This is a genomic window from Erysipelatoclostridium sp. DFI.2.3 (assembly GCF_019132535.1).
Classification (GTDB): domain Bacteria; phylum Bacillota_I; class Bacilli_A; order Erysipelotrichales; family Erysipelotrichaceae; genus Clostridium_AQ; species Clostridium_AQ innocuum.
Genome location: NZ_JAHOOJ010000009.1, coordinates 42696 through 65581, shown reverse-complemented (window position 1 = coordinate 65581; position 22886 = coordinate 42696). Strand labels below are relative to the sequence as shown.

18 protein-coding genes and 1 tRNA gene are annotated in these 22886 nt (G+C 45.8%); 13 read left to right on the top strand and 6 right to left on the bottom strand.

Translation table 11 applies throughout. From position 1 onward, the window contains the following. Positions 1 to 250: 250 nt before the first annotated feature. The 3 genes from fumC to KSZ58_RS10720 form a co-directional block, all read right to left on the bottom strand. Positions 251 to 1615, bottom strand: coding sequence for a class II fumarate hydratase (fumC, locus tag KSZ58_RS10730; protein ID WP_008819108.1), 1365 nt, complete (start codon positions 1613 to 1615; stop codon positions 251 to 253). Positions 1616 to 1697: 82 nt separating this feature from the next. Continuing rightward, positions 1698 to 1985 (bottom strand): hypothetical protein, encoded by a 288-nt coding sequence (locus KSZ58_RS10725; RefSeq protein WP_002608321.1) that lies wholly within the window; start codon positions 1983 to 1985, stop codon positions 1698 to 1700. A 41-nt stretch (positions 1986 to 2026) separates the two neighbouring features. Then, positions 2027 to 2590 carry a hypothetical protein gene (locus KSZ58_RS10720; protein WP_002608322.1) on the bottom strand — a complete coding sequence of 188 codons (564 nt, stop codon included), beginning with the start codon at positions 2588 to 2590 and terminating at the stop codon, positions 2027 to 2029. Between the two features lie 396 nt (positions 2591 to 2986). On the opposite strand from KSZ58_RS10720, the gene KSZ58_RS10715 reads away from it, so the two are divergent. Beyond that, on the top strand, positions 2987 to 3994 hold the full coding sequence (locus tag KSZ58_RS10715) for a hypothetical protein (RefSeq protein WP_008819106.1): 1008 nt from the start codon (positions 2987 to 2989) through the stop codon (positions 3992 to 3994). Between the two features lie 60 nt (positions 3995 to 4054). Next, the gene (locus tag KSZ58_RS10710) at positions 4055 to 4288 is read left to right on the top strand and encodes a hypothetical protein (protein ID WP_002608324.1); all 234 of its coding nucleotides are present in this window, start codon (positions 4055 to 4057) and stop codon (positions 4286 to 4288) included. Between the two features lie 525 nt (positions 4289 to 4813). Here the strand turns inward: KSZ58_RS10710 and KSZ58_RS10705 are convergent. After that, positions 4814 to 5317 carry a flavin reductase family protein gene (locus tag KSZ58_RS10705; RefSeq protein WP_008819105.1) on the bottom strand — a complete coding sequence of 168 codons (504 nt, stop codon included), beginning with the start codon at positions 5315 to 5317 and terminating at the stop codon, positions 4814 to 4816. Positions 5318 to 5449: 132 nt separating this feature from the next. Here KSZ58_RS10705 and KSZ58_RS10700 point away from each other — a divergent pair, with 132 nt between their 5' ends. From KSZ58_RS10700 to KSZ58_RS10690, 3 genes are all read left to right on the top strand, one after another. Next, entirely contained in the window at positions 5450 to 6124 is a 675-nt protein-coding gene (locus KSZ58_RS10700) for an MBL fold metallo-hydrolase (RefSeq protein WP_008819104.1), read from the top strand. Between the two features lie 83 nt (positions 6125 to 6207). Further along, positions 6208 to 6705: a PocR ligand-binding domain-containing protein gene (locus KSZ58_RS10695; protein ID WP_002608327.1), complete on the top strand. Its 498-nt coding sequence runs from the start codon at positions 6208 to 6210 to the stop codon at positions 6703 to 6705. Between the two features lie 339 nt (positions 6706 to 7044). After that, positions 7045 to 7842 (top strand): ZIP family metal transporter, encoded by a 798-nt coding sequence (locus KSZ58_RS10690; protein ID WP_008819103.1) that lies wholly within the window; start codon positions 7045 to 7047, stop codon positions 7840 to 7842. 81 nt (positions 7843 to 7923) lie between these two features. On the opposite strand, the gene KSZ58_RS10685 is transcribed toward KSZ58_RS10690, so the two are convergent. Further along, positions 7924 to 9909 carry an FAD-dependent oxidoreductase gene (locus KSZ58_RS10685; protein ID WP_009269457.1) on the bottom strand — a complete coding sequence of 662 codons (1986 nt, stop codon included), beginning with the start codon at positions 9907 to 9909 and terminating at the stop codon, positions 7924 to 7926. A gap of 230 nt (positions 9910 to 10139) precedes the next feature. On the opposite strand from KSZ58_RS10685, the gene KSZ58_RS10680 reads away from it, so the two are divergent. From KSZ58_RS10680 to malQ, 3 genes are all read left to right on the top strand, one after another. Continuing rightward, positions 10140 to 10751, top strand: coding sequence for a TetR/AcrR family transcriptional regulator (locus KSZ58_RS10680; RefSeq protein ID WP_009269456.1), 612 nt, complete (start codon positions 10140 to 10142; stop codon positions 10749 to 10751). 183 nt (positions 10752 to 10934) lie between these two features. After that, a complete protein-coding gene (gene glgP, locus KSZ58_RS10675; protein ID WP_008819099.1) occupies positions 10935 to 13193 on the top strand; it encodes a glycogen/starch/alpha-glucan family phosphorylase in 2259 nt (752 codons plus the stop codon). A gap of 8 nt (positions 13194 to 13201) precedes the next feature. Beyond that, positions 13202 to 14674: a 4-alpha-glucanotransferase gene (gene malQ / locus KSZ58_RS10670; protein ID WP_008819098.1), complete on the top strand. Its 1473-nt coding sequence runs from the start codon at positions 13202 to 13204 to the stop codon at positions 14672 to 14674. 281 nt (positions 14675 to 14955) lie between these two features. Here malQ and KSZ58_RS10665 read toward each other — a convergent pair whose 3' ends face one another. Further along, positions 14956 to 16251 carry a S1C family serine protease gene (locus tag KSZ58_RS10665; protein ID WP_002608333.1) on the bottom strand — a complete coding sequence of 432 codons (1296 nt, stop codon included), beginning with the start codon at positions 16249 to 16251 and terminating at the stop codon, positions 14956 to 14958. Between the two features lie 313 nt (positions 16252 to 16564). On the opposite strand from KSZ58_RS10665, the gene KSZ58_RS10660 reads away from it, so the two are divergent. The 5 genes from KSZ58_RS10660 (at position 16565) to KSZ58_RS10640 (ending at position 22717) form a co-directional block, all read left to right on the top strand. Beyond that, the gene (locus KSZ58_RS10660) at positions 16565 to 17923 is read left to right on the top strand and encodes a hypothetical protein (protein ID WP_009269455.1); all 1359 of its coding nucleotides are present in this window, start codon (positions 16565 to 16567) and stop codon (positions 17921 to 17923) included. A 285-nt stretch (positions 17924 to 18208) separates the two neighbouring features. Continuing rightward, positions 18209 to 18284, top strand: a tRNA-Glu gene (locus tag KSZ58_RS10655). Positions 18285 to 18797: 513 nt separating this feature from the next. Further along, on the top strand, positions 18798 to 19691 hold the full coding sequence (locus KSZ58_RS10650) for a peptidase U32 family protein (protein WP_008819041.1): 894 nt from the start codon (positions 18798 to 18800) through the stop codon (positions 19689 to 19691). Positions 19692 to 19699: 8 nt separating this feature from the next. Beyond that, positions 19700 to 20929, top strand: coding sequence for a U32 family peptidase (locus tag KSZ58_RS10645; protein ID WP_002608336.1), 1230 nt, complete (start codon positions 19700 to 19702; stop codon positions 20927 to 20929). Positions 20930 to 21022: 93 nt separating this feature from the next. Continuing rightward, entirely contained in the window at positions 21023 to 22717 is a 1695-nt protein-coding gene (locus tag KSZ58_RS10640; protein WP_008819039.1) for a proline--tRNA ligase, read from the top strand. The last annotated feature ends 169 nt before the right edge of the window (positions 22718 to 22886 follow it).

The window sequence follows — 22886 nt, the reverse complement described above, 5'->3', positions numbered from 1 at the left end:
TGTAAAGCTCAGCCTGCGTTTTCTATTTCTATCATAAAAAAAGAGCTCCTATCAACCTGATGCGGAGTTCTTTTTCTATCTGTATGTTATGTAAAAAATATTATAGGAAATCGTGCCGATTTCCTATAATGGGTTAGAGCTGCGCTACTATGTTAAATCGTCCCGATTCCCATAATAGCATTATCACCCTATATAGTAGAATTGAAATATTTCATATTTCATTCTCCGGGTGTCATAAATCTCTAACCCATTATACCATGTTTTCTGCTATGACGTAGGCATCAAATTCTTCCGCACTCAAAAAGCCGAGTGCCACACAGGCTTCTTTTAAGGATATCCCATCCTGATAGGCTTTTTTTGCTGTTTTTGCGGCATTTTCATAGCCGATATGCGGATTCAGAGCAGTAACGAGCATCAGTGAATGCTGCAGATATTCCGCCATTTTTTCTTCGTTTGCCCGGATACCCTCTACACAGTGGATGCGGAAGCTGCGCAGACCGTCACTGAGCAGGGTGACGGATTGCAGGAAGTTATAAATAATCACCGGCATGAAGACATTCAGCTCAAAATTACCCTGACTGGCCGCAAAGCCGATGGCCGCATCATTTCCCATGACCTGTACGGCTACCATGGTCATCGCTTCACATTGTGTCGGATTCACCTTTCCCGGCATAATGCTGCTTCCTGGCTCATTTTCCGGTATCCGAATTTCCTGCAAACCACAACGCGGCCCGCTTGCCAGCCAGCGTACATCATTTGCCATCTTCATACAGTTTGCCGCCAGTGCCTTCAGCGCACCATGGGCAAAGCAGATATCATCCTTCGCAGACAGAGCGTGGAATTTGTTCGGGTCGCTGATAAATTGAGTAGCCAGCTGATCGCTCAGCCTTTCACAGACGAGATCGCCGAATCCCTGCGGGGTATTCAGTCCGGTACCGACTGCCGTCCCTCCAATGGCAAGCTTACGCAGGGAATCGATTGCCTTCTGCAGCATATCGATATTGTTCTCCAGCATGCCTCTCCATCCGCTGATTTCCTGTGAAAAGCGCAGTGGTGTCGCATCCTGCAGGTGTGTACGTCCGATTTTGATGATATGCTGATTCTCTTTTTCCAGACGCTTTAAAGCATGAATCATTTCCTCCAGCTGGGGCATCAGCTGTTTACGTAGTGCTTCAATCGCTGCGATATGCATAGCAGTAGGGAACGTGTCATTGGAACTTTGTCCCTTATTCACATCGTCATTTGGATGCAGCAGCTGTTCCCTTGCAATTTCATTTCCGCGATTGGCAATGACCTCATTCACATTCATATTGCTCTGTGTTCCGCTTCCTGTCTGCCAGACAGAAAGTGGGAAGTGAGCATCCAGTCTGCCGCATAAAATCTCATCACAGGCAGTGGCAATCGCATCCAGCTTACGCTCCTCCATACGGCCAAGCTCATAGTTGACCTTTGCGCAGGCCAGCTTCAGATGTGCAAAGGCACATATCATGCTCAGAGGGATTTTCTCATCCCCGATTTTGAAATTCTCATAGCTGCGCTGTGTCTGGGCTCCCCAGTATTTATCTTCCTCCACAGCGATTTCACCCATGGAATCATGTTCCATTCGTGTTTTCATAAGACGCACTCTCCTTTTTATCTCTACACTGATTTTATCATGTTCCGGTATGAAAAAAAAGAGCCGGACAGGAAAGAGCGGCTCAGAAAGCTATGCACAAAAGTAAAAGACAGAGAAGCAGAAGTCCCGAAATACTGGTACCGATGATGCCCAGCACCAGACCGGCGATCGCTCTGCCTGCCGGACGTAGCACTCTGGCTCTGGCTCCCATGACAATAGCCAGAATTCCGCAAGCCAGAGAAACAAGCACAATCAGCATTCCCGGCAGCCACCGGAAAAAGGAAAACAGGATAGCAGGCACACAGAATGATACAGAAACAATGCCGAGAACCATGGATGCAATCGCTGTACGGATTGTCGCGCTGTTCATATCAAATCCATCCTTTCAATATAAAACGGGCCGTAGCCCGTTTAACCGCCAATCTGATAATCGTCATCCAGTACCTTGATTTGACTGTCACCGATAATGAAATAATGCGGATAATGATACAGCAGATTCTTATTCACAAAGGAAATGCTGCCCAGCAGAATATCCACAGCCTCAATGGATGTACGTGTCATAAGATCGGAAATAAAATTGAAATCTGTTTTCATGTCCTTGTAATGTGCATCGGAGAATGTGTAGATGGTGTTTTCCGGAATAAAGCCGGTTGCTCTACTCAGCGGTTTCACAATATTTCTTGCATAAGCCGGAGCACTGATTTCATAGCCGTTCATACTCAATGGGGTACCATATTCCACGATAGCCTTTAGAATACGCGCATTACCAATCACCTTTTCCAGAGAATCATCCTTGACATTGATGACAAATTTACGACCTTCGGCAAACTGATTGATATGATATTCGTTCTGAAAGAACAGATACATGTGATGATTCAGTGTCTTTGCGACATCCTCTCTCACCGGCTCATATCCAACCCAGCCTCCAAAATCATTTACATCTGCAATTTCGATTCCATACATAACCTGTTTCATATGAATTCTCCTCTCGTGTGTAGTTCTTATCTATATTATATACTGAAATGAATGTAAAAAACAGATTTTACGTACAAATTCTCCATGCTTTTCCTTATACAGAAGTGTTTACAGTCGCAAAGGTATGCCATCATATGCGAATTCCTTCGAAAAATACGGACTGCGTGGCATACAAAGCAGTATCCTACAGATACCCGGAAGTGGTCTTCCCAAACTGAATGTAACAGGTAGTAAATATTCCGCTAATAGTGCTCTCTGATTTTTTTACAAATTTCTATTATTTCCTATCCACATATGATAAAATTATACAAAGTAATACCAGTGCTTTTACAGAGTCTGCGTGCTGTATGCACAAGCGATAGCATAGGCTTTTGATAGAGAGAGAGGATATCGGGGATGAGTAGAAAACGGATTTGTGAGGATTGCGGAAATAAGTGCAATGATGAATATTGTCCGATTTGCGGAAGGAAAACAAAGGTATACAACGAAGCTTCCCGTCAGGAGGATACGCTGTATGATGCCGCAAAGTATCGTACCACGGCTGATACGAAAAAAGCGGAGAGTGGCGTGTTTGAAGAAAAGAAGGAGCGCATCGATGACAGTGAGCGTGTAAGGGAGCACCGCTATAATCATCCCAATGCGAAGAATTTGCGCCTGCGCATGGAAAAGGGCGGACATCCGTATTATGAGCATATCAAGGGAGGGGGGGCGCAGAAAAATATCCGTTTGGTTCAGCTGTTCAGCCTGCTGCTGATTATCGGTATCGTGGTTGCGGTTGCTGTGGTCGCTATGACCTCCTTTCGCGATGAGCCTTCGGCATTCACAGACAATGAGGACATTGGTGACAGCTTTGTGAGTGGAAATATTTCCAAGCATGAGGTGGAAGAGAAGGTTTCCCTGACCTGTATGGTAAAGGATTATGAATATGCCGAAGGTGTCCAGACGGTCATTGTGGAAAATAACAGTCCGTATTTTGTGAAAACGGATTTGATAAAGAACGGGGAACCGGTGGGATATTTGAATCTGCCTTCCCATTCAAAAACGGAGAATCTGATTTATGATGAAAATCTGTCCTCCTGTGAGAATAAAATCTACGGGGTGTATGAAATGGATATCGAAAAGCCGCAGGTAGCCTACACATTTACGGATACGTATGTGGAAGACTATACGCTGCAGGCAAGGATAGATGTAAAGGAAGCCATTGATGAAAAGCAGCTTGCCGTTCTCATGCGTTATCTGTATGCACAGGCCAGTGAATCCTTTCTGTATGAGCTGTATGAGGTGAACATCTATCAGGGCAATCGATACCTGTTCGATTCCTATTTTGACTTTACACGAGGAACCATCAAATTCAATTCCGTGGAGGCATCTTTTACTATGGAGGACATCGTTATCGAAAATTAGGACTTTTTCTAATAATGAAAACGTGGTAAGATAGTAAGGAATATGAAGGAGAAATAGGTTATGAAACATACAGTGCGTTTACAGGAAGAGATTTCAAAACATGTGTCCGCAAGAAAACATATTACAACACAGATCGAATACTTCTGCGACAGCGAAGAGGATACGAAGCATCTGACACAGAATATCACAGAGGTGCTGACAAAGCATCTTGGTGACAGCAGACTTGCCAAAATCACCTACGACTATCATCCGGCTGAGAAAAAAGTGGAAGTTGTGATTATCGAACACCAGTAAGAAGCTTTGCGATGTCTTGATGGCATCGTTTTTTTCTTTTCCTGGTGAATGCCATGGAAAGAAAAGGATCAAAAAAGCATTTCTTATGCACATTCCTACACGCAGTGGGATTCAAGCGAAAAGGAAGAGTGAATTCTATGAGGAAGAAGATTATCCGCTCCTTCATTTTATTGCGGCTTTACGGATTTTCCATTACCATATAGCATCCTTATACGAATTGTGCACCTGTTATCAATGATACACAATGTGCAATCGATGTTCCCTTATAAGCAGGTGGTTATATTGCTGAAATCGGTTGAAAGGAAGAATCCGGATAGGATGAAAAAAGTCGGTAAACTATACTGTTCCTTCATATCGGGGATGTATAGCCTATTAGCTATAAAAAAGAAGCTGTCATACAATTGAGAACCGATTTGATCTCTCCTGTAATCCAGCTTTCATGCTGTCGTATATTCCCAACACGGATAAGAAGCAGGAAGGAAAAGAGGCTGTTTCTCTTTTTATACTTTCTGCTTTTTATTACTGTTATTTTTGATAGACGTGCTCAATTTCTGCGACATACATGGTATGATAATCCTTCTGCGGATAATTCTTTTCAATCAAGGCGGCATCCAGGAAGCAGTCCTCCCGCATTTCCTGCGCATACAGCTTGCGGCATACAAGCACCGTGTTTGCTTCTGTGAAATAAGGTGCATCGTTTATGAATGCGGTATGCAGACCGGCTTTTTCTATCTTTTGCTCATCTCTGCCACTGACCGTGCCAAGATAGGAAAGTGTTTTGCGGTATTCCTCATCGTAAAAGGAAAGGGTAAAGCAGTCTTTCTGATCAATAAATTCCTTGGTATAGCGCTGCGGACGCAGAAATACGAAAGCAACCTTCTTGTTCCATAAAATTCCCATGCCTCCCCAGGAGGCTGTCATCGTATTGACAACACCGTCCCTTTCGGCACTGACCAGCATCCATTCCTTTCCGATCATCGTAAACGCATCACTGTGCAGCTGACTTGTCTGTATCTCTTTAAGCTCCATAATATCAGATCCTTTCTTTTCCATTATTATAGTGTATGCAGATTCCGTTTACAAGTTGAATATAGCGGGGAATCACTTGCAAAGCTGCGCTGTGTGCATTATGATAGCCTTATGAAAAGAGGGAATCTGTTTATGAACATAAGCTATATTACACACAGCTGCTTTCTGGTGGAGCTGGATAGCTGTTATCTGCTGTTTGACTATTACAGGGGCACGCTGCCGAGGATGAAAGAGGACAAGCCCCTGTATGTGTTTGCCAGTCATGCGCATGCCGATCACTACAGCACCAGGATTTTTAAGCTGAAGCACCCGTCTATTACATGGATTTTATCCAGTGATATCGCAGCTGCGCATCCCCATATACAGGTGGAAGCAGGGAAGTGCTATACAGTGAATGATCTGCAGGTGCGCACGCTTGCTTCTACGGATGAGGGTGTTGCCTTTCTGGTGACAGCTGAGGACAATTGCATCTATCACGCCGGTGATCTCAACTGGTGGGACTGGGGCGATGAAAATACGCCGCAGGAACATGCAGAGATGAAGGAGCGCTATTTCCGGGAGCTGCAAAGCATCAAAGGGATGCATTTTGACGTTGCCTTCCTACCGGTGGATCCCAGATTGAAGGAGCGTGCGCTGAAAGGAGCCCGGGCTTTTCTTCAATATGCCTCCTGCGATCTTCTGGTACCGATGCATTTTTGGAAGGATACTGCCGTCTTTACATGGCTGCGGCATTCAGAAATCCAGAACATAGAAGCCATGCAGCTCTGGCTGGGATTCCAGGAACTGGAAACGTTTACAAAAGTATAAGGTTTCTTCACCTTCCTGTGGAAGTTTTTTCTGAAGTATGCTACTATTGTACTATATAAACAATAGAAAAGGGAGTATGGATAATGGAAACAAAAGAAATCATCAAACATGCCTTAAAGGATTATCAGAATATTACCGGACTGCGCAGCTATGTGGTATATGACAATACGGTAATTCAGAGTGCTTCGGAGAAAAATTATTTCTGCAAGTGTTTGAAATCCAGCAGTAAGGCTTTGAAAAAGTGTGAGGAATGTACAGAGGAAACATATGAGAATGCGAGAAAAATCGATCATGAATGTGTGTATTCCTGTCATGCAGGTCTCATCAAATGGGCGGTACCGGTACAGCGTGGAGATTTCCACTGTGTTATCGTCAGTGAAGGTGTTCTCGCCATGAAACAGATGGAGGATGCTGATAAATGGGCAAAATATCTAAGCAGGGAGTATCAGCTGGATGAGAGTATGCTGCTGAAGAATTTTAAGGTCATTCAGACGATGGATGAGGATCAGATGAATGCTTCGATTGAGCTGTTAAAGGATTTGTTGTCCTATCACTTTGCCATGGCGGAAAAGCAGGCGTAGCGTTTCATTTTCATACAATGGAAGCGTGTATGTTCAGTCAGGGAATCGCTGAAGGGATAAACATACATGCAAAAGGGATCGATACCGTTTTCGATGATATCGATTCCTTTTTTGACTTTATGAGATGTATCCTGTCCATTTCCGGATAAGAAATTACGCATCCTTCAAGCTTGGCTGTTTTATTGCTTCGTGTCAATAGCTCTATGGAATATACGGAAAATATGGCATAAGAAATCATTTTGATATGAATCGCAGGATTCCCGAGACATATGAATGGCGAAAAGAAAGTGTATCCTTTATAATAAAGACAGCTACAATAATAGAGAAGAGGGTGATTTTATGACAATTACAAATCCATATATACTGGCAGCGATTGGAACCGGGTTCACATTTTTGATGACTGCCCTGGGCGCTGCGACAATCTTTTTGATCCGCAAGGAGATGAAGCAGGGAATGCAGTCTGCCTTTCTCGGCTTTGCGGCAGGTGTGATGATTGCGGCTTCTGTCTGGAGTCTTTTGATTCCCAGCATGGAACAGGCAAAGGAGCTGGGAATGCCGGAATGGCTTCCGGCAGGCGGCGGCTTTGTGTTAGGCGGTCTGTTTCTGCTGGCACTGGATAAGGCGCTGCCGCATCTGCATCCGGGAAGCGATGAACCCGAGGGACCGAAAAGCTCCCTGAAGAGGACGACGATGCTGGTATTTGCCGTTACGCTGCATAACATTCCCGAGGGCATGGCAGTCGGTCTGTCCTTTGCCTTATCCACATCGGCGGGGGCCTCTACAACACTGGCTGCCGCTATCGCATTGGCGATCGGAATCGGCCTGCAGAATTTTCCGGAGGGTGCCGCCATCTCCTTACCGCTGTACAAGGAGGGCTGCTCGCGTGCGAAAGCATTTCTTTACGGCGCATTGAGCGGTATCGTGGAGCCGATTGCAGGAATCGCCACGGTTGCTATCGTCGGCGGGGCCACCATCGCCATGCCATGGCTGCTGTCCTTTGCGGCAGGGGCAATGATTTATGTGGTGGTGGAGGAGCTGATTCCGGAAGCAAATCTGGATGCGCACTCCCATGCCGGGACCTACGGTGTCATGATCGGGTTTCTGATTATGATGATCATGGATGTTGCCTTGGGATAAAACGATTTCTAAATTATCGTAGGGTCCTGAAAAAAAAACAGCAAAAACGGGTCGCACTGACCCGTTTTTCTTTGTACTGTATCAGATATTTCTTGCAAGCTCGTAGGCATCCCAGATCGCATACATGATATTATGTACCCGGTTGGAATCTCCGATATTGTATACCGGGATATCCATATCCTTCAGTTCCTCATAAATCCTGTTGTTTGCGATATAGCCGATAGAGGTGATGATGCCGTCCGCAGGCAGCAGCTTTTCACCCTGCGGTGTAGAAATGACAACACCCTCATCGCTAGATTTCACTACGCTGGATTTGGTGTGCACATCGATCCTGTGGTAGGTAATCAGATCCTCCAGCATGAAATGATTCATATGCGGCAGAGCACCGGCTCCTCCCAGAATTTCATCCGCTATTTCCACAACTGTGACATGGCTGCCCTGCTGTGTCAGCCAGATTCCTGTTTCACAGCCGACAAGTCCGCCGCCGATGATGACAACATTGCCACTGATGTTTTTCTGTCCCAGCAGCACCTCGTCCGCGCTCGCAACTGGCAGAGGTCCTTCAACCTCCATATGTCTCGGTGTTGAACCGCTGGCACATACGATGACATCCGCATGATAGCTGTCGATTGTATCCGGAGTAACCTCATGATGATAGCGGACATCAACCTTCAGCAGCTCCAGCTGACGCTTGTAATAGGAAATCAGCTTGCGGTCATAGCGTTTAAAATGCGGAACACCGCCGGGAATCAGGTTACCTCCCAGCTGATCGCTTTTTTCACACAGAATGACAGAATGACCTCTGAGTGCACACACCCGTGCTGTTTCCAGTCCTGCAACACCGCCGCCGATAACGAGTACGGTTTTCTTTGTACAGGCTGCAGTAATGCCGTAAATTTCCTCACGTCCGCACGCCGGATTTACTGCACAGCAAATCGGACCATTGGCAATTCTTCCCAGACAGCCCTCATGACAGCCCAGACATGGCCGGATTTCATCCGTTCTTCCCGTTCTGACCTTTTCTGCGAACTCCGCATCCGCCAGCAGCGGACGTCCGTAGCTGATAATATCACAGCAATCCTTCAATGCCTCCACTGCCATATCCGGATCATCCATCCGCCCGGCTAAGATAATCGGTACGTCGACCTCTTTTTTCAGAATTCTTCCGAATTCGCGGTACATGCCGTCTTCAAAATACATCGGCGGGTGATTCCAGTACCAGGAATCATAGGTTCCAGCATCCACATTCAATGCATCATAGCCGGCATTAACCAGGATCTTCGCAGCTGCAATGCCTTCCTCGATATCCTTTCCGACCTCCGTGTATTCCTCCTGCGGCAGACCTCCCTGCCGAAGACCCTTCATACAGCTCTTCAGACTGTAGCGCAGCGATACAGGAAAGTCAGGTCCGCAGACCTTTTTGATTCCCCTGACAATCTCTGTGGCAACACGCAGACGGTTTTCCAGAGAGCCGCCGAATTCATCACTGCGTTTATTAAACAAAGCAATGGCGAACTGATCCAGCAGGTAGCCTTCATGCACCGCATGGATTTCCACACCGTCAAAGCCTGCCTTTTTCGCAATCGCCGCAGATTCGATGAAGCGCCTGATCAGATTCATGATTTCCTCTTTGGTCATTTCACGATGTGTGATACGCGGATCAAAGCGGTTGGTGTTTTCACTTGGAGCGATATGCTTTGCCGTAAAGCCGGGCAGGGCACTGCGTCCCAGACCGCCGGTCAGCTGTAGAAAAATCTTGGAGCCGTATGCATGAATGCGGTCATTCATGCTATAGGTACTGTGAATGAAAGCAAGCGGATTGCTTGTCGGGCATGGCAGACCGTTTGCGGGGATGCCCTCGATACTCATATCGACGGAGCAGATACCCGTGATGATCAAACCAACGTTGTTTTTTGCGCGCTCTACGTAATAATCCTGCAGGCGCTGGTTGAAGCCGCCGAAGGAATCCGCATACCCGACAGGCCCCATGGGTGCCATGGAAATCCTGTTTTTCAATGTACAGGAGCCAATGCCTGTTGGTTGAAACAACTCTCGATGATGTGTCATAAAGTCCTCCTTACCGAATACGTTCGGTCAATATCTAGTTTCATTCTAACAGGCAATGTAAGCGTTGTCAACACTTACCGAATACATTCGCTGAAAGGATTTGTATGTCTGTGTCAGGTATGATATAATCAACTGGAAATCGGGTGAAGAGGATACCGGAGAAAGCTTTTGAGGCGAATCGTCGTTACGGCATTTTCAGAATCTTGCTTTACCCACAGGAGGTCAGTTGGATGGAAAAAAAACAAACGCGGAAGGAACAGGCATTGCAGACGCGCTCCAATATACTTACTGTATGCACCGGACTGCTGCGTGAGCATACCTTTGATGAGCTTAGCATATCCATGATCTGCAGAGAAGCGGACATATCCGTGGGTGCCTTCTATCATCATTTTAAAACGAAATCCGACATCATTGTGGAGCTGTACCGCGATGTGGATGATGTCTTCGTGAACGATATTCTGCCTGTCTGCAGGCAGCTGCCGCCGCTGGAAGCGATTTTGCAGTATCTGTGTGAGCAATGCGGCTATGCGGAAACGATGGGGATTGACAGTATCAAAAATGTGTACAAGGCGCAAATCGACAATGGAAATACCTTTTTTGCGTCCAATGCACGCGGTCTGCCCGACGGTCTGCGCTGTCTTTTGCAGCGTGCGGTGAGGGAGTGCTGTCTGAAAACGGATACGGATATCGAAAAGCTTTTGGAGGAGCTGCTGATTATGAGCAGGGGGGTAATCTATTACTGGTGTATCCGAAACGGAGAAATCAATGTACGGGACTATATCTATCATATGGCAGAGGGATATTTGCAGGCATATCTTGCGAATCCGTCCATTTCTTTGTGATTATCATACAAAACAGGTATACATACGATGCGGATAGCACGAAATTCACAGAAAAATGAATAAAAAGTACAGAAATTTGAAAAAACTGTACTTTTTTTAAATTCTTCACGTATTCCTTAGTGATTTGTGTTAAAATATTGATAAATGATAAACGCTTACATATTTGTGTGAAGGAGGCAATTTATGACGTTCATGAGACAGGAACTGATTCAGGATATACGAAATGCAGCGGGATGCAAGCCAACTGCCGGGACACTTTACAAGGCAATCAACCGTGCGGTGCGCAAGCAGATGGCAAAGCTGGAGCCTGTTGTATCAAAGCGGAAGCTGTACTATATCTCCGCAGAGTTTTTGCTGGGAAAAATGCTGACAAGCAATCTGATTCATCTGCATGCTCTGGAGGATGTAAAGACTCTTGTCGGGGAATATGGCTGTACATGGAAGGAAATACAGGATATTGAGCAGGAGCCAAGTCTTGGTAACGGCGGTCTGGGAAGACTGGCCGCATGCTTTCTGGATTCCATTGCAGAGCTGAATCTGTGCGGGGACGGGATCGGTCTGTATTATCACTTCGGCCTGTTTGAACAGCGCTTTCTAAATCATAAGCAGACAGAGCTGCCAAACGCATGGATCGACACGGTCAGCTGGTTTGAAAGGGTGCCGGTTGATTTTCAGGTTAAGCTTCCATGCTGTACCCTGCAGCCCGTGCGCTATGATATGGATGTTATCGGCTTTGACGGGAAAAAGAACCGTCTGCATCTGTTTGATGTGGAAAGTGTTGAGGAGGGCATCGTTAAAGAGGGCATTCAGTTCGATAAAACAGATATCCGACGGAATCTGACGCTGTTTCTGTATCCGGATGACAGTGATGAGCAGGGCAGACTGCTTCGCATTTACCAGCAGTATTTCATGGTAGCCTGCGGTGCGCATATGATTCTGGAGGAACAGAAGCAGTTGGGGCATGATCTGCACAGACTGTATGAGCATGCCGTGATTCAAATCAATGATACCCATCCATCTCTGATCATACCGGAACTGATATATCAGCTGATGCAGGAGGGAATCCGTATGAAGGAGGCGGTGCGCATTGTTGAAAAAACGTGTGCATACACCAATCATACGATTCTGGCGGAGGCTCTGGAAACCTGGCCGATGTCCTATCTGGAAACCGTAGTTCCGCATTTGTGCGGCATTCTGCAGGCACTGGATACCGCAGCAGATCAGCGCTGCAGTGCAGCTGGTGTGGCATTGATCGATGCGGACAATCGCATGCATATGGCACATATGGATATTCATTTTGGAAAAAGCGTCAACGGGGTTGCGGCTTTGCACACAGAGATACTGAAGCAAAGCGAGCTGCATGCCTTTTATGAGCTGTATCCTAAAAAATTTAACAATAAAACCAATGGTATCACCTTTACACGCTGGCTGCATGCCTGCAATACACAGCTGTATACGTATCTGATGGAGCTGCTGCATATGGATTCCTGGCAGGATGAGCGCCTTGCAGAGCTGCATGCCTATGCACAGGATGCGGACGTCATTGCACATCTGCAGGACATTAAGCAGGAAAAGAAACGGGAATGGTGTACACATATCCGCAACAAGCAGAGGGTGGCAATCAATCCCAACAGTATCTTCGATACGCAGGTCAAACGGCTGCATGAATACAAGCGCCAGCAGATGAATGCGCTGTGGATTATTTATAAACTGAAGGAAATTCGCAAAGGAAATCTGCCAAAGCGGCCGATCACCTGTATTTTCGGAGCCAAGGCGGCACCTGCATATACGATTGCCAAGGATATCATTCATGTGCTGCTCTGTCTGCAGGATATCATTGAACACGATGCCAGGGTATCTCCGTATCTGCAGGTCTGCTTCATTGAAAATTACAATGTGAGCGAAGCGGAGCTGATTATTCCGGCAAGCGACATATCCGAGCAGATCTCACTGGCAAGCAAGGAAGCCAGCGGGACAGGAAACATGAAGTTTATGCTGAACGGTGCGCTGACGCTGGGAACCCGGGACGGTGCCAATATGGAGATTGCCGATCTGGTTGAGGAAGACAATATTTATATCTTTGGAAAAAGCAGTGAAGAGGTCATTGCGCATTATGAAAAGGCAGATTACTGTTCACGGGATTATTATGAACAGGATGCTCTGCTGCAGGAGCTGGTGGATTATCTGATCGGAGAGGAAATGCTTGCGACAGGAGATCGAAAATCGCTGCATCGCTTTTATCAGGAGCTGCTGAACAAGGACTGGTTCATGACGCTGCTGGATACCAGAGAGTATATAGCATGTAAGGAACAGATGCTGAAGGATTATGAGAACCGCAAGCTTTGGGGACGGAAAATGCTGCACAATATCGCATGCAGCTCCTTCTTCTCCAGCAAACGTACGATTGAGGATTATGACCGTGATATCTGGAACTTAGGATAGGAGGAATTATGGAGAGACAAACTGGAATTTTAATGCCTATTTCGTCATTGCCGGGAAATCAGGGAATCGGTGATTTCGGCAAACACACCTATCGGCTCATAGATGCCATCAGTAAACAGCATATCCGCATCTGGCAGATTCTGCCACTGAACCCTGTAGGCTATGGGAATTCGCCCTACCAGCCGTTTTCATCGTACGCAGGGGATGAAATCTACATCAGTGTGGATACACTGGCAGATTACGGACTGCTTAAGCAAAGCTCTATCCGCAATTATAATAAATTTTCAGAAAAGGTGGATTATGACGGGGTTCGTGCTTTCAAGGCACCGTATCTGAAAAAGGCATACAAGACCTTTTTGAAGATGCAGGATACCTTTGCTCAGGAATACCAGCTGTTTTGTTCCACTGCTCCATGGCTGTATCCATACGCTGTTTTCATAACGCTGAAAAAGCATAATCAGATGGCAAGCTGGACACAGTGGCCAAAGGAGCAGCGTGAATGGATTCGCAACCGCCGCTTTTCGTTGAAGGAGTTTGAAGAGGAAATCCGTTATGAACAGTTTCTGCAGTTCATCTTCTATAAGCAGTGGAATCAGGTAAAAGCATATGCGAACGCACATGGTGTGGAAATCATGGGCGATCTTCCGTTTTATGTCGGACTGGACAGTGCGGATGTCTGGCAGAATCAGGAGGATTTCCTGCTGGATCCGCAGGGAAATCCAAGTCATATCGCAGGAGTACCGCCGGATTATTTCAGTGACGACGGACAACGCTGGGGAAATCCAATCTATAACTGGAAGCAGATGAAAAAGGATCACTATGATTTCTGGATGGAACGGCTCGCCTGGAATCAGCAGCAGTATGATATCATCCGTCTGGATCATTTCCGTGCCTTTGATACCTATTGGAAAATACCGGCATCCTGTCCGACTGCAAAGGATGGAGAATGGATCATGGGACCATCCTATGAGTTTTTTGATGAGGTGTTCCGCCGATTCCCGGAAATCCGTCTAATTGCAGAGGATTTGGGCGATCTGCGCAGACAGGTTGGCAAGCTGCGTGATCATTACAACCTGATGGGCATGAATGTCATATCCTTTGAGCTGCAGCCTAAGCTTTTGAAGAAGCCGCGGAAAGAGCATATCGTTTTATATACGGGAACGCATGATAATGATACACTGGAGGGCTTTTATCAGCTATTGACACAGAATCGGCGTATCGCCTTGCGCAGATTTTTCCATAACTGCGGCTATGATAACCGAATGTTTCACGAACTGGTGATTCGCTATTGTCTGGATAGTGCCGCCGATGTGGTCATCCTGCCAATGAGTGATATTCTTGGCTTAAAGAGTGAGGGGCGCCTCAATACACCGGGAACGATCGGCAGTCCGAACTGGGAGTGGAAGGTGAAAAACCTCAAGGAATTTTATGCACTGCTGCCAAAGCTGGGAGAATGGATGCAAGCAGGCGGGCGCAGCTGATTGAGATAATCAATATATTGAACATGGAAGCTGAAAAAAGGGTATCCTGTCTGTCGTATGGATAGAACCGGATTGCCCTTTTCGTTATGATGATAGATATCTTCACTGTTTTTCTGTTTTCAATTCGTTTTACATACATACTGAATTCCTTTGAACAGGCTGTAGATCAGGAACCAAAAACGATACAGCATAAAAAGCTTTTTCATACATTTTAGATTTCATGGATGAAAAAGCTTTTTGTTTTATTGCTGCGTTAGGAAAAATATGCGAGCTGATAAGTATCAGCGATTCTGGTTTGGCGTCTGCCGGGAAGTGCCCTCATCCGAGGAGGAAGTGGTATTGTCAGCTTCTCCAAGTGTGACTGTAAAGGTCTTAGTGGAACGATCCCGCAGGACGGTAATTTTCATAGTTTCTCCAGCCTTGTGGGAATTTACCACGGTTTTAACATCGGAAATACTTTCTACGTCCTTGTCATCTACTTTTAAAATCTGATCGCCGGCCTGCAGTCCTGCTTTATCAGCTGCCTTACCTTCCACGACACTTGCGATATAGACCTGTGTGCTGGTATCGGAGCTGAATGGATTGTTGCTGGTACCCAGGGTCAGTGTAACTCCCAGAGATGCGCGTCCCTTTACATAACCGTTTTCAATCAGATTTGTGATAACATCCTTTGCACGGTCGATAGGAATTGCAAAACCAAGACCTTCGATATTGGAACCACTGGATTTGGCATTAACAATACCGATCAGTTCACCCTGATCATTGAACAAACCGCCACCGGAATTTCCCGGATTGATAGCAGCATTTGTCTGTAGAAGATGCATTGTCTGATTATCTATCGTCACTTCCCGGTCCAGTGCGGAAATGATGCCGCTTGTCACGGTGCCGCCAAGTTCACCAAGTGGGTTTCCAATCGCAACTGCGGTATCCCCGACTTCCAGCTTGGAGCTGTTGCCCAGTACAGCAGGCTTTAGGTTGCTTGCCTCGACCTTTATAACAGCCAGATCGGTGGAGGAATCATTGCCTATCAGTTTGGCATCGTAAGACTTTCCATCCTTGGTTGTTACCTTGATTTTGCTTGCACCGTCAATTACATGATTGTTTGTCACGATGTATCCATCCTTGCTAAGAATGACACCGCTGCCGGCACCTGACTGAACTGCCTGTTGGAAAAACTCATTCGTGGAAACGGATTCTGTTTTTATCTCCACAACGCTTTCCATGGCCTCATTCGCGATATCCTTGACTGACATACTGGTCGCGTTTGCTGTATTGCTTTTGGAAGAATTCGTTTTCTCAACTGCCTGATAAAGCACGGTTCCGTTTCCATTCGATTTGCTCAGCTGATATGCCAGTGTTGCTCCTCCAAATCCGCCTCCGATGGAAATCAGCAGACATCCGCTGATGATGCAGGCATTTTTGTGACGCTTCATAAACGATGGCTTTTTTTCCTTCTGCAAAGGTGCCCCTGCAGCTGCATCATCCATGTTCATTTCCGTGTTTTCTGATTTTTCATTGAACGAATTTTGTTTAACATCTTCCTCATTATGTTCTTCATATACTTCAAAGTCTTCCATATGTGTGTCCTCCTTTTATGCATAAGACTACAAGTGACATAGTCATTTTACGAGTCTTATTTTACAAAAACATTATCTCAGAAAAATATAGTAAATGTGTGAATTTCTTATGAATTCTGGATGGAATGTGTGAAAACATGCCGGAAAAAATCGAAAATAAAAGATTTTACAAAGAAAAACACGGAAACTTCCTTAACCATACAGACATGTTGTGCTATAATGAAAAGGGATTTTCTGAAAAGAAATGAATGTCGTCTGTATTATGCGATTAACATAAGATAAGAAAAGTGAAAATGTCGGAGGGTAAAAACACATGGCTAAAACTACAAAAAAGAAAACATTAACAAAGAAAACAGCCAAGGCTGCAGCTAAGACAGAATCAAAGACAGCACAGGAACAGCTGAAGCTGACAGCGGAACCGGAAGCGAAGAAAATAACAGCAGAGAAGGAACCGGAAAAACTAACAACGAAAAAGATTGAAAAAATCACGACTGCGAAGGAAGCAGAAAAGCTGACTACAGCACCTGCACCAGAGAAAATCGAAACAAAGGAAACTGTGAAGCTGGAAACAAGTGCAGCAAAAACTACAGAAAAGGCTGAGGAAAAGAAGCCGACAGAAGCAAAAGCGGAGACTAAGAAAAAGCCGGCAGCGAAAAAAACTGCGGCAAAGAAAACAACGAAAAAAGAAGAAAGCAAAGAGGAAGCAGTAAAGGCAGAGGATAAACCGGTAAAGAAAGTTGCAAAGAAAACAGCAGCAGCGAAAAAAGCAGAGCCGACAGCGAAAAAGGCTGTGAAGAAGACTGAGGAAAAGAAGGCAGCAGCGAAAAAAGCAGCACCGAAAAAGGTAGATAAGGAAAAGCTGGAGGCTTATGCAGCACTGTCCCTGGATGAAGCAATTCAAAAGGCACAGGCAATGGGTGTGCAGCATGTATACGAGGACTATACAAGATTCCTGCTTGATGAGGCAGACAGTAAACAAATTGCGAAAAACATCATCGATGGAAATGCTCTTTCGGAAAAGGGCTTCACATTTGATAAGGACGGCTTTGATACGGATTTGATTTCTGTCGTTCTGGAAAAGGTAGCGGATACCATGGATGTAAAGGCTATGGATTATAAAGAACTGAAAAAGGATATCACGGCATGTCTGAAGGCTGAGATGACAGCAGATGCGGAAGCAAATGCTGCGGAATACCTGAAGGAGTTCAAGGTGTGTGAGAAGCTGCTGATGATCGGGCAGCGCAAAAACATTACAGATGCAGCGATCGTCAGTGATTTGATCGGTGCGGATGTGGATGCGTTTGTAGCACACTTCTTCCAGTTTGCATATGCAATTCTACCAGGCTGGCAGTATGATGATGTAAAATTCTATGAGGACTTTGCATTTGCCGTGCTTTCCCAGTACAGTGATCTGTATGAGAAATATCAGTTGAATATCCTGCTGGATGTTGCAGACCTTTACATCAAGCATGGTGATTTCGGTCATGGTGATGAATGCTATGGCTATATCCTGCGTGACAACCAGATTAAGGACTATATTTATTACCGTTTTGCTTCTGTGTATGAAGACATCGACTTCAACAAGGCGAAGGCACTTGCCTATGAGTCCTTGCAGTATGTTGACGGACGTTATACGTACTACCAGAACATCATGGATATCATTAACAAATAAATGAAAGCTAAGACCGGGAATCGTATGATCTACCGGTCTTTCTTTATGCTGCTTTGCTGAAATCCGATGCAGATAGTGATTGCAGGATTTACGTTACGATATGGAGCTTACAAAACATGATAACATAATAGGTCATTTATAAATTTGGTGGGTGTTTCTCATGAGAGACGTTATACATGGATTTTCTGAGAGAATCCTGATGGGAATATTTTTTTCTAAAAAATGAAGAAAATGCTTGACGTAAGGGAATATTATTTGTTATACTATACAGGCAGTTAGAAGTATGGCGCGTTGGAGAAACGGTTAACTCACTTGCCTTTCACGCAAGCATTCACGGGTTCGAATCCCGTACGCGTCACCATTTAAACCATACCTCACACATGAATTTGTGTGAGTTTTTATTTGTTGCATATAAAAGGCACACTCTGTATGGATGATTAAGAACCATCTTTTGCGTAGTGTGCTTTTTTATGTGCTTGTGTACGGGTTGGGATAATACATGATTTCTATTCTTTACTTTTTTAAACATACAAAACGAGCCTTATGATGTTACTTTGACCCTGGGAAATAAGAGTCACAATATCCCGTCGCAATAACTGTATGTTTGTTTTCAAAAGCGGAAATATATATCACCCATATTATTATACAAAATCCTTCTTTATTTATCTATCTTTGCTTTTTGTCTTTCGGAATGTCCTTGGACATTTTTCTTCCATGTACACCGCGGATACATCATGGTCATCAACGGTATGAAAAGCGGTTTTTTGTTTGAAATAGATGTTTTCCCTACCTTTTCTGTACAGAATATATTATAATAAAAAGCAGTGTTAGCGGGTGCCTTCGTGCACATGACACATAAAGGAAAGGTGACGTTATGGTTGATTTCATCGCAACACCATTTGCGTTTGGTGATATAGAAAAATTAAAGACGGCAGGTGCGCAGAGTGTACAGATTGCAGTACCGTTTTTCTCGGCGAGAGGAGCTGCCTGTTTTCCAATAGAGGAGCTGCCGGATATCAAAGCGGAATGTGTCCGTTGTCAAATCAGCATGTATGTTCTGGTCAACCGCATTTTTGTGGAGGAGGAGCTGGAGAGGCTGCGTGACTTTCTGAAGCTTTTGAAGGAGCTGGATGTGGAAGGCATCTATTACGGGGACGAGGGTGTTCTTTATGAGGCAGCGCGTCTTGATATGAAGGACCGGCTTATTTACAACCCGGACACCCTGATTACCAATGCCATGGATATGCAGTATTATCTGGATGAGGGAATCCGCATGGCAACCATATCCAAGGAAATCACCCTGCAGGAAATGTGCACAGTGGCACGGGATGTACAGGGGGAATGTGAAGTCGTTCTGCATGGCAGATTGAATATGATGCATTCCAAGCGGAAGCTGCTGAGTGCCTATATGGAGTTTCTGGGGAAAGAGGAAGCGGTAACGGACAATCATCAGCTGTATCTGATGGAGGAAACACGGGATGATCATATGCCGATTGTTGAGGATGCGCTTGGAACCCATGTGTTTACCGGATTTACACTTGTCTCCTTTGAAGAAATACGGGAGCTGTATGAAGCGGGTGTACGGCATTTTCGCATTGACGGTATCTTCCATGATATCGAGTATGTATGTGAAGCGCTTCGTCTGTATCAGGATGTGTTAAAGGGCGTGCGGGACGGCCGTCAGACCTATCAGGAATATGAAAAGAAATACAAAGAGGATCATGTGAGTCATGGCTTCTATTATACGAAAACAAGCAAGGTAAAGTAGGTGAGAGCTTGAAGAAGATAGAATTGCTCGCTCCGGCAGGTGATCTGGAGCGTTTGAAAATTGCGGTATTGTACGGTGCGGATGCTGTATATCTGGGAGGCAAGCAGTTTTCCCTGCGCTCCCGTGCCAGTAATTTCGGATTAAAGGAGATTGCAGAGGGGGTTGCTTTTGCGAAGGAGCATGGCGCCCATGTGCATGTGACCGTGAACATGCTACCCCATGAAGAGGATTTACACGGCTTAAAGGAATATCTGATGGAGCTGGAGCGAATCGGTGTAACGGCGATCATCGCTGCCTCTCCCGGCATCATGATGTGTGCCAAAAAATGGGCACCGAAGCTGGAGGTTCATGTTAGCACCCAGCATTCCTCCACCAATTCCAGCGCCGCAAATTACTGGCAGGAGAAAGGCATGGATCGTGTCGTTCTCGGCCGTGAGGTTACGCTGGAGGAAATCAAAGCAAGTGCTGCTCATACGCAGGTACCTTTGGAGGTCTTTATCCATGGCGGTATGTGTATCTCCTATTCAGGACGCTGTGTACTCAGCAACAATATGACGGGCCGTGATGCCAATCGCGGTGGGTGTGCGCAGAGCTGCCGTTGGAAATATCGTCTGTATGAGGGAGATCGTGCACTGCATGATGAACAGGATCTGTTTTCCATGTCCAGCAAGGATCTGATGGCTGCCAAATATATTCCGGATTTGATTACGGCGGGTATCGCCAGTCTGAAAATCGAAGGACGTATGAAAAGCGCGTATTACATCGCCACCCTGATCAAAACCTACCGCATGCTGATTGATGAAATTTATGCGGAAGGCGGAAGACTGAGTGACAAACGGATGGAATGGTATTATAATGAACTGGCAAAGGCGGAAAACCGACCCACCGGGTGCGGCTTCTATGAGGGTATGCCGAGCTTTCACGGGCATTTGTACGGTGTCAACGGAGCCGGTGTGACACAGGAATTTATCGCCTATGTTCTGGATTATGAGGAAGAAAGTGGCATGGCAACGCTGGAGGTGCGCAATAACTTTCGCGGACATATCGCTGCGGAGGTTTTTGGACCGACGATATCCGCCACACGTTTTGAGCTGCAGGAGCTCTATGATATGGATGGAAATCTCTTGGACGTTGCCAAAACACCAATGCAGAAAATCAGAACCCATGTACCCCTGCGTCTGGAAAAGGACGCCATGATTCGCAAGGTTGTGACAAGGAATCGCTCCGGTATATACTGAACGGTGTGTGGATATGTGGGTATGCGGTATTGCGGCATAACGAAGGTGTCGGATATCGCAGTGCTTTATAAAGGATACTAAGGAGAGAAGATTATGAAACTGAGTAAGTCGTATTTTTATACATTGCGGGAAAACGTGAAGGATGAAGACAGTACAAGCGGGAATCTGCTGGTGCGTGCGGGAATGATCAAAAAGAGCAGCAGTGGAATTTATATGATTATGCCTATGGGGAAACGTGTACTGAAAAAGATTGAGGAAATCGTACGTGAGGAAATGGATGCCGCTGGTGCACAGGAGCTGCTCATGCCTGCCATGATACCGGAAGAAATTTATGAGAAAAGCGGACGCCGTGAGGCTTTTGGCTCCAATATGTTTGCATTAAAGGACCGCTATCAGAAAAATTATGTGCTGGGACCGACCCATGAAGAGCTGTTTACCATGGCAGCGATGATGAAGGGAAGCTCCTATAAGGATTTTCCATATAACCTGTATCAGATTCAGACAAAATTCCGTGATGAGACAAGACCGCGCTATGGACTGATCCGTGTGCGTGAATTCATCATGAAGGACGCGTATTCCTTTGATATTGATGAAGCCGGTCTGCAGGAATCCTATATGAAGATGTTTCAAGCATATAAGAATATCATGGATCGCTGCAATCTGAACTATAAGATCGTCAAGGCGGATACCGGAGCTATGGGCGGTTCTCTGTCTGAGGAATTTCAGGCAATCACCGAAATCGGGGAGGATGTCGTGGTGACCTGTGAGGGCTGTGACTTCTCCAGTAATCTGGAAATCACCGAGGTTATCGATACCGGCAGGCCATCCGATGAAGAGGCGCTGGATATGGAAATCGTGGAAACTCCGGATGCGAAAACAATTGAGGATGTTGCGGCATTCTTCCAGAAATCCGTAAATGATTTTGTGAAAACACTGATTTATTCCGTTGATGGGAAAACGATGGCCTTCCTGTTGAAGGGGGATCGGGAGCTGAATGAAACCAAGGTGCTGAAGCTGCTGCAGGCAAATGAAATGGAGCTTGCGTCCTTTGATGAGGTGGAACGTGTTACTCATGCAAGGGTTGGCTTTGCAGGTCCGGTTGGACTGGAGTGTCCGATTATCATGGATCGTGAAGTGGCAAATATGAAAAACTTTATCGTCGGAGCAAACAAAACCGATCATCATATCAAAAATGTAAACCTGAAGGATTTCACAGTGGAAACCGTTGCGGATATCGCGCAGGTTCATGAAGGGGATATTTGTCCGAAATGCGGAAAACCGCTGAAGTTCTGTAAGGGCATTGAGGTCGGCAACACCTTCAAGCTGGGAACCAAATATGCAAAGGCACTCGGTCTGGAATATCAGGATGTCAACAATAAGCTGCATCCTGTGGAAATGGGATGCTATGGCTTTGGTCTGGAGCGCTGCATGGCGGCAATCGTGGAACAGCATAACGATGCATCCGGTATCATCTGGCCAACAAGCGTGGCACCGTTTGAGGTCGCTGTGGTGGTTGTGTCCAGCAAGGATGATGAACAGATGCGCATTGGAAATGAACTGTATGAGGCACTGAAAAAAGAAGGCATTGATGTTCTGCTGGATGATCGCAAGGAACGTCCGGGCGTGAAGTTCAAGGATATGGAGCTGATCGGTATTCCATACCGCATCACCGTCGGCAGAGGAATCAAGGACGGCAATGTGGAATTCCGTGCCAGAACAGCTGATGAAAGCAGTGATGTTTCCCTGCATGAGATTGTTGACATGGTCAAGAAGGAATTACAGAAATAAGTCTGCGTGAGATTTTCAGGCAGTCTGAATATGCTGTGAAAAAGTTCGAAGGGGATTCGGACTTTTTTCTAAAGCTTAGAGCGCGAAGTGATGCATGCGAAGAGCAGGCTGCCTATGCAAGTGCTGAAGCTTTTAATAACTGCTGTAAGGTACATGGGAAAGGTACCTT

Bases quoted from the DNA above. Each gene is read 5' to 3' on its own strand.
- KSZ58_RS10690 (WP_008819103.1), top strand. From the start codon at position 7,045: ATGACAATTACAAATCCATATATACTGGCAGCGATTGGAACCGGGTTC.
- KSZ58_RS10685 (WP_009269457.1), bottom strand. From the start codon at position 9,909: ATGACACATCATCGAGAGTTGTTTCAACCAACAGGCATTGGCTCCTGT.
- malQ (WP_008819098.1), top strand. From the start codon at position 13,202: ATGGAGAGACAAACTGGAATTTTAATGCCTATTTCGTCATTGCCGGGA.
- fumC (WP_008819108.1), bottom strand. From the start codon at position 1,615: ATGAAAACACGAATGGAACATGATTCCATGGGTGAAATCGCTGTGGAG.
- KSZ58_RS10650 (WP_008819041.1), top strand. From the start codon at position 18,798: ATGGTTGATTTCATCGCAACACCATTTGCGTTTGGTGATATAGAAAAA.
- KSZ58_RS10680 (WP_009269456.1), top strand. From the start codon at position 10,140: ATGGAAAAAAAACAAACGCGGAAGGAACAGGCATTGCAGACGCGCTCC.
- KSZ58_RS10725 (WP_002608321.1), bottom strand. From the start codon at position 1,985: ATGAACAGCGCGACAATCCGTACAGCGATTGCATCCATGGTTCTCGGC.
- KSZ58_RS10710 (WP_002608324.1), top strand. From the start codon at position 4,055: ATGAAACATACAGTGCGTTTACAGGAAGAGATTTCAAAACATGTGTCC.
- glgP (WP_008819099.1), top strand. From the start codon at position 10,935: ATGACGTTCATGAGACAGGAACTGATTCAGGATATACGAAATGCAGCG.
- KSZ58_RS10660 (WP_009269455.1), top strand. From the start codon at position 16,565: ATGGCTAAAACTACAAAAAAGAAAACATTAACAAAGAAAACAGCCAAG.
- KSZ58_RS10665 (WP_002608333.1), bottom strand. From the start codon at position 16,251: ATGGAAGACTTTGAAGTATATGAAGAACATAATGAGGAAGATGTTAAA.
- KSZ58_RS10720 (WP_002608322.1), bottom strand. From the start codon at position 2,590: ATGAAACAGGTTATGTATGGAATCGAAATTGCAGATGTAAATGATTTT.
- KSZ58_RS10700 (WP_008819104.1), top strand. From the start codon at position 5,450: ATGAACATAAGCTATATTACACACAGCTGCTTTCTGGTGGAGCTGGAT.
- KSZ58_RS10695 (WP_002608327.1), top strand. From the start codon at position 6,208: ATGGAAACAAAAGAAATCATCAAACATGCCTTAAAGGATTATCAGAAT.
- KSZ58_RS10705 (WP_008819105.1), bottom strand. From the start codon at position 5,317: ATGGAGCTTAAAGAGATACAGACAAGTCAGCTGCACAGTGATGCGTTT.
- KSZ58_RS10715 (WP_008819106.1), top strand. From the start codon at position 2,987: ATGAGTAGAAAACGGATTTGTGAGGATTGCGGAAATAAGTGCAATGAT.
- KSZ58_RS10640 (WP_008819039.1), top strand. From the start codon at position 21,023: ATGAAACTGAGTAAGTCGTATTTTTATACATTGCGGGAAAACGTGAAG.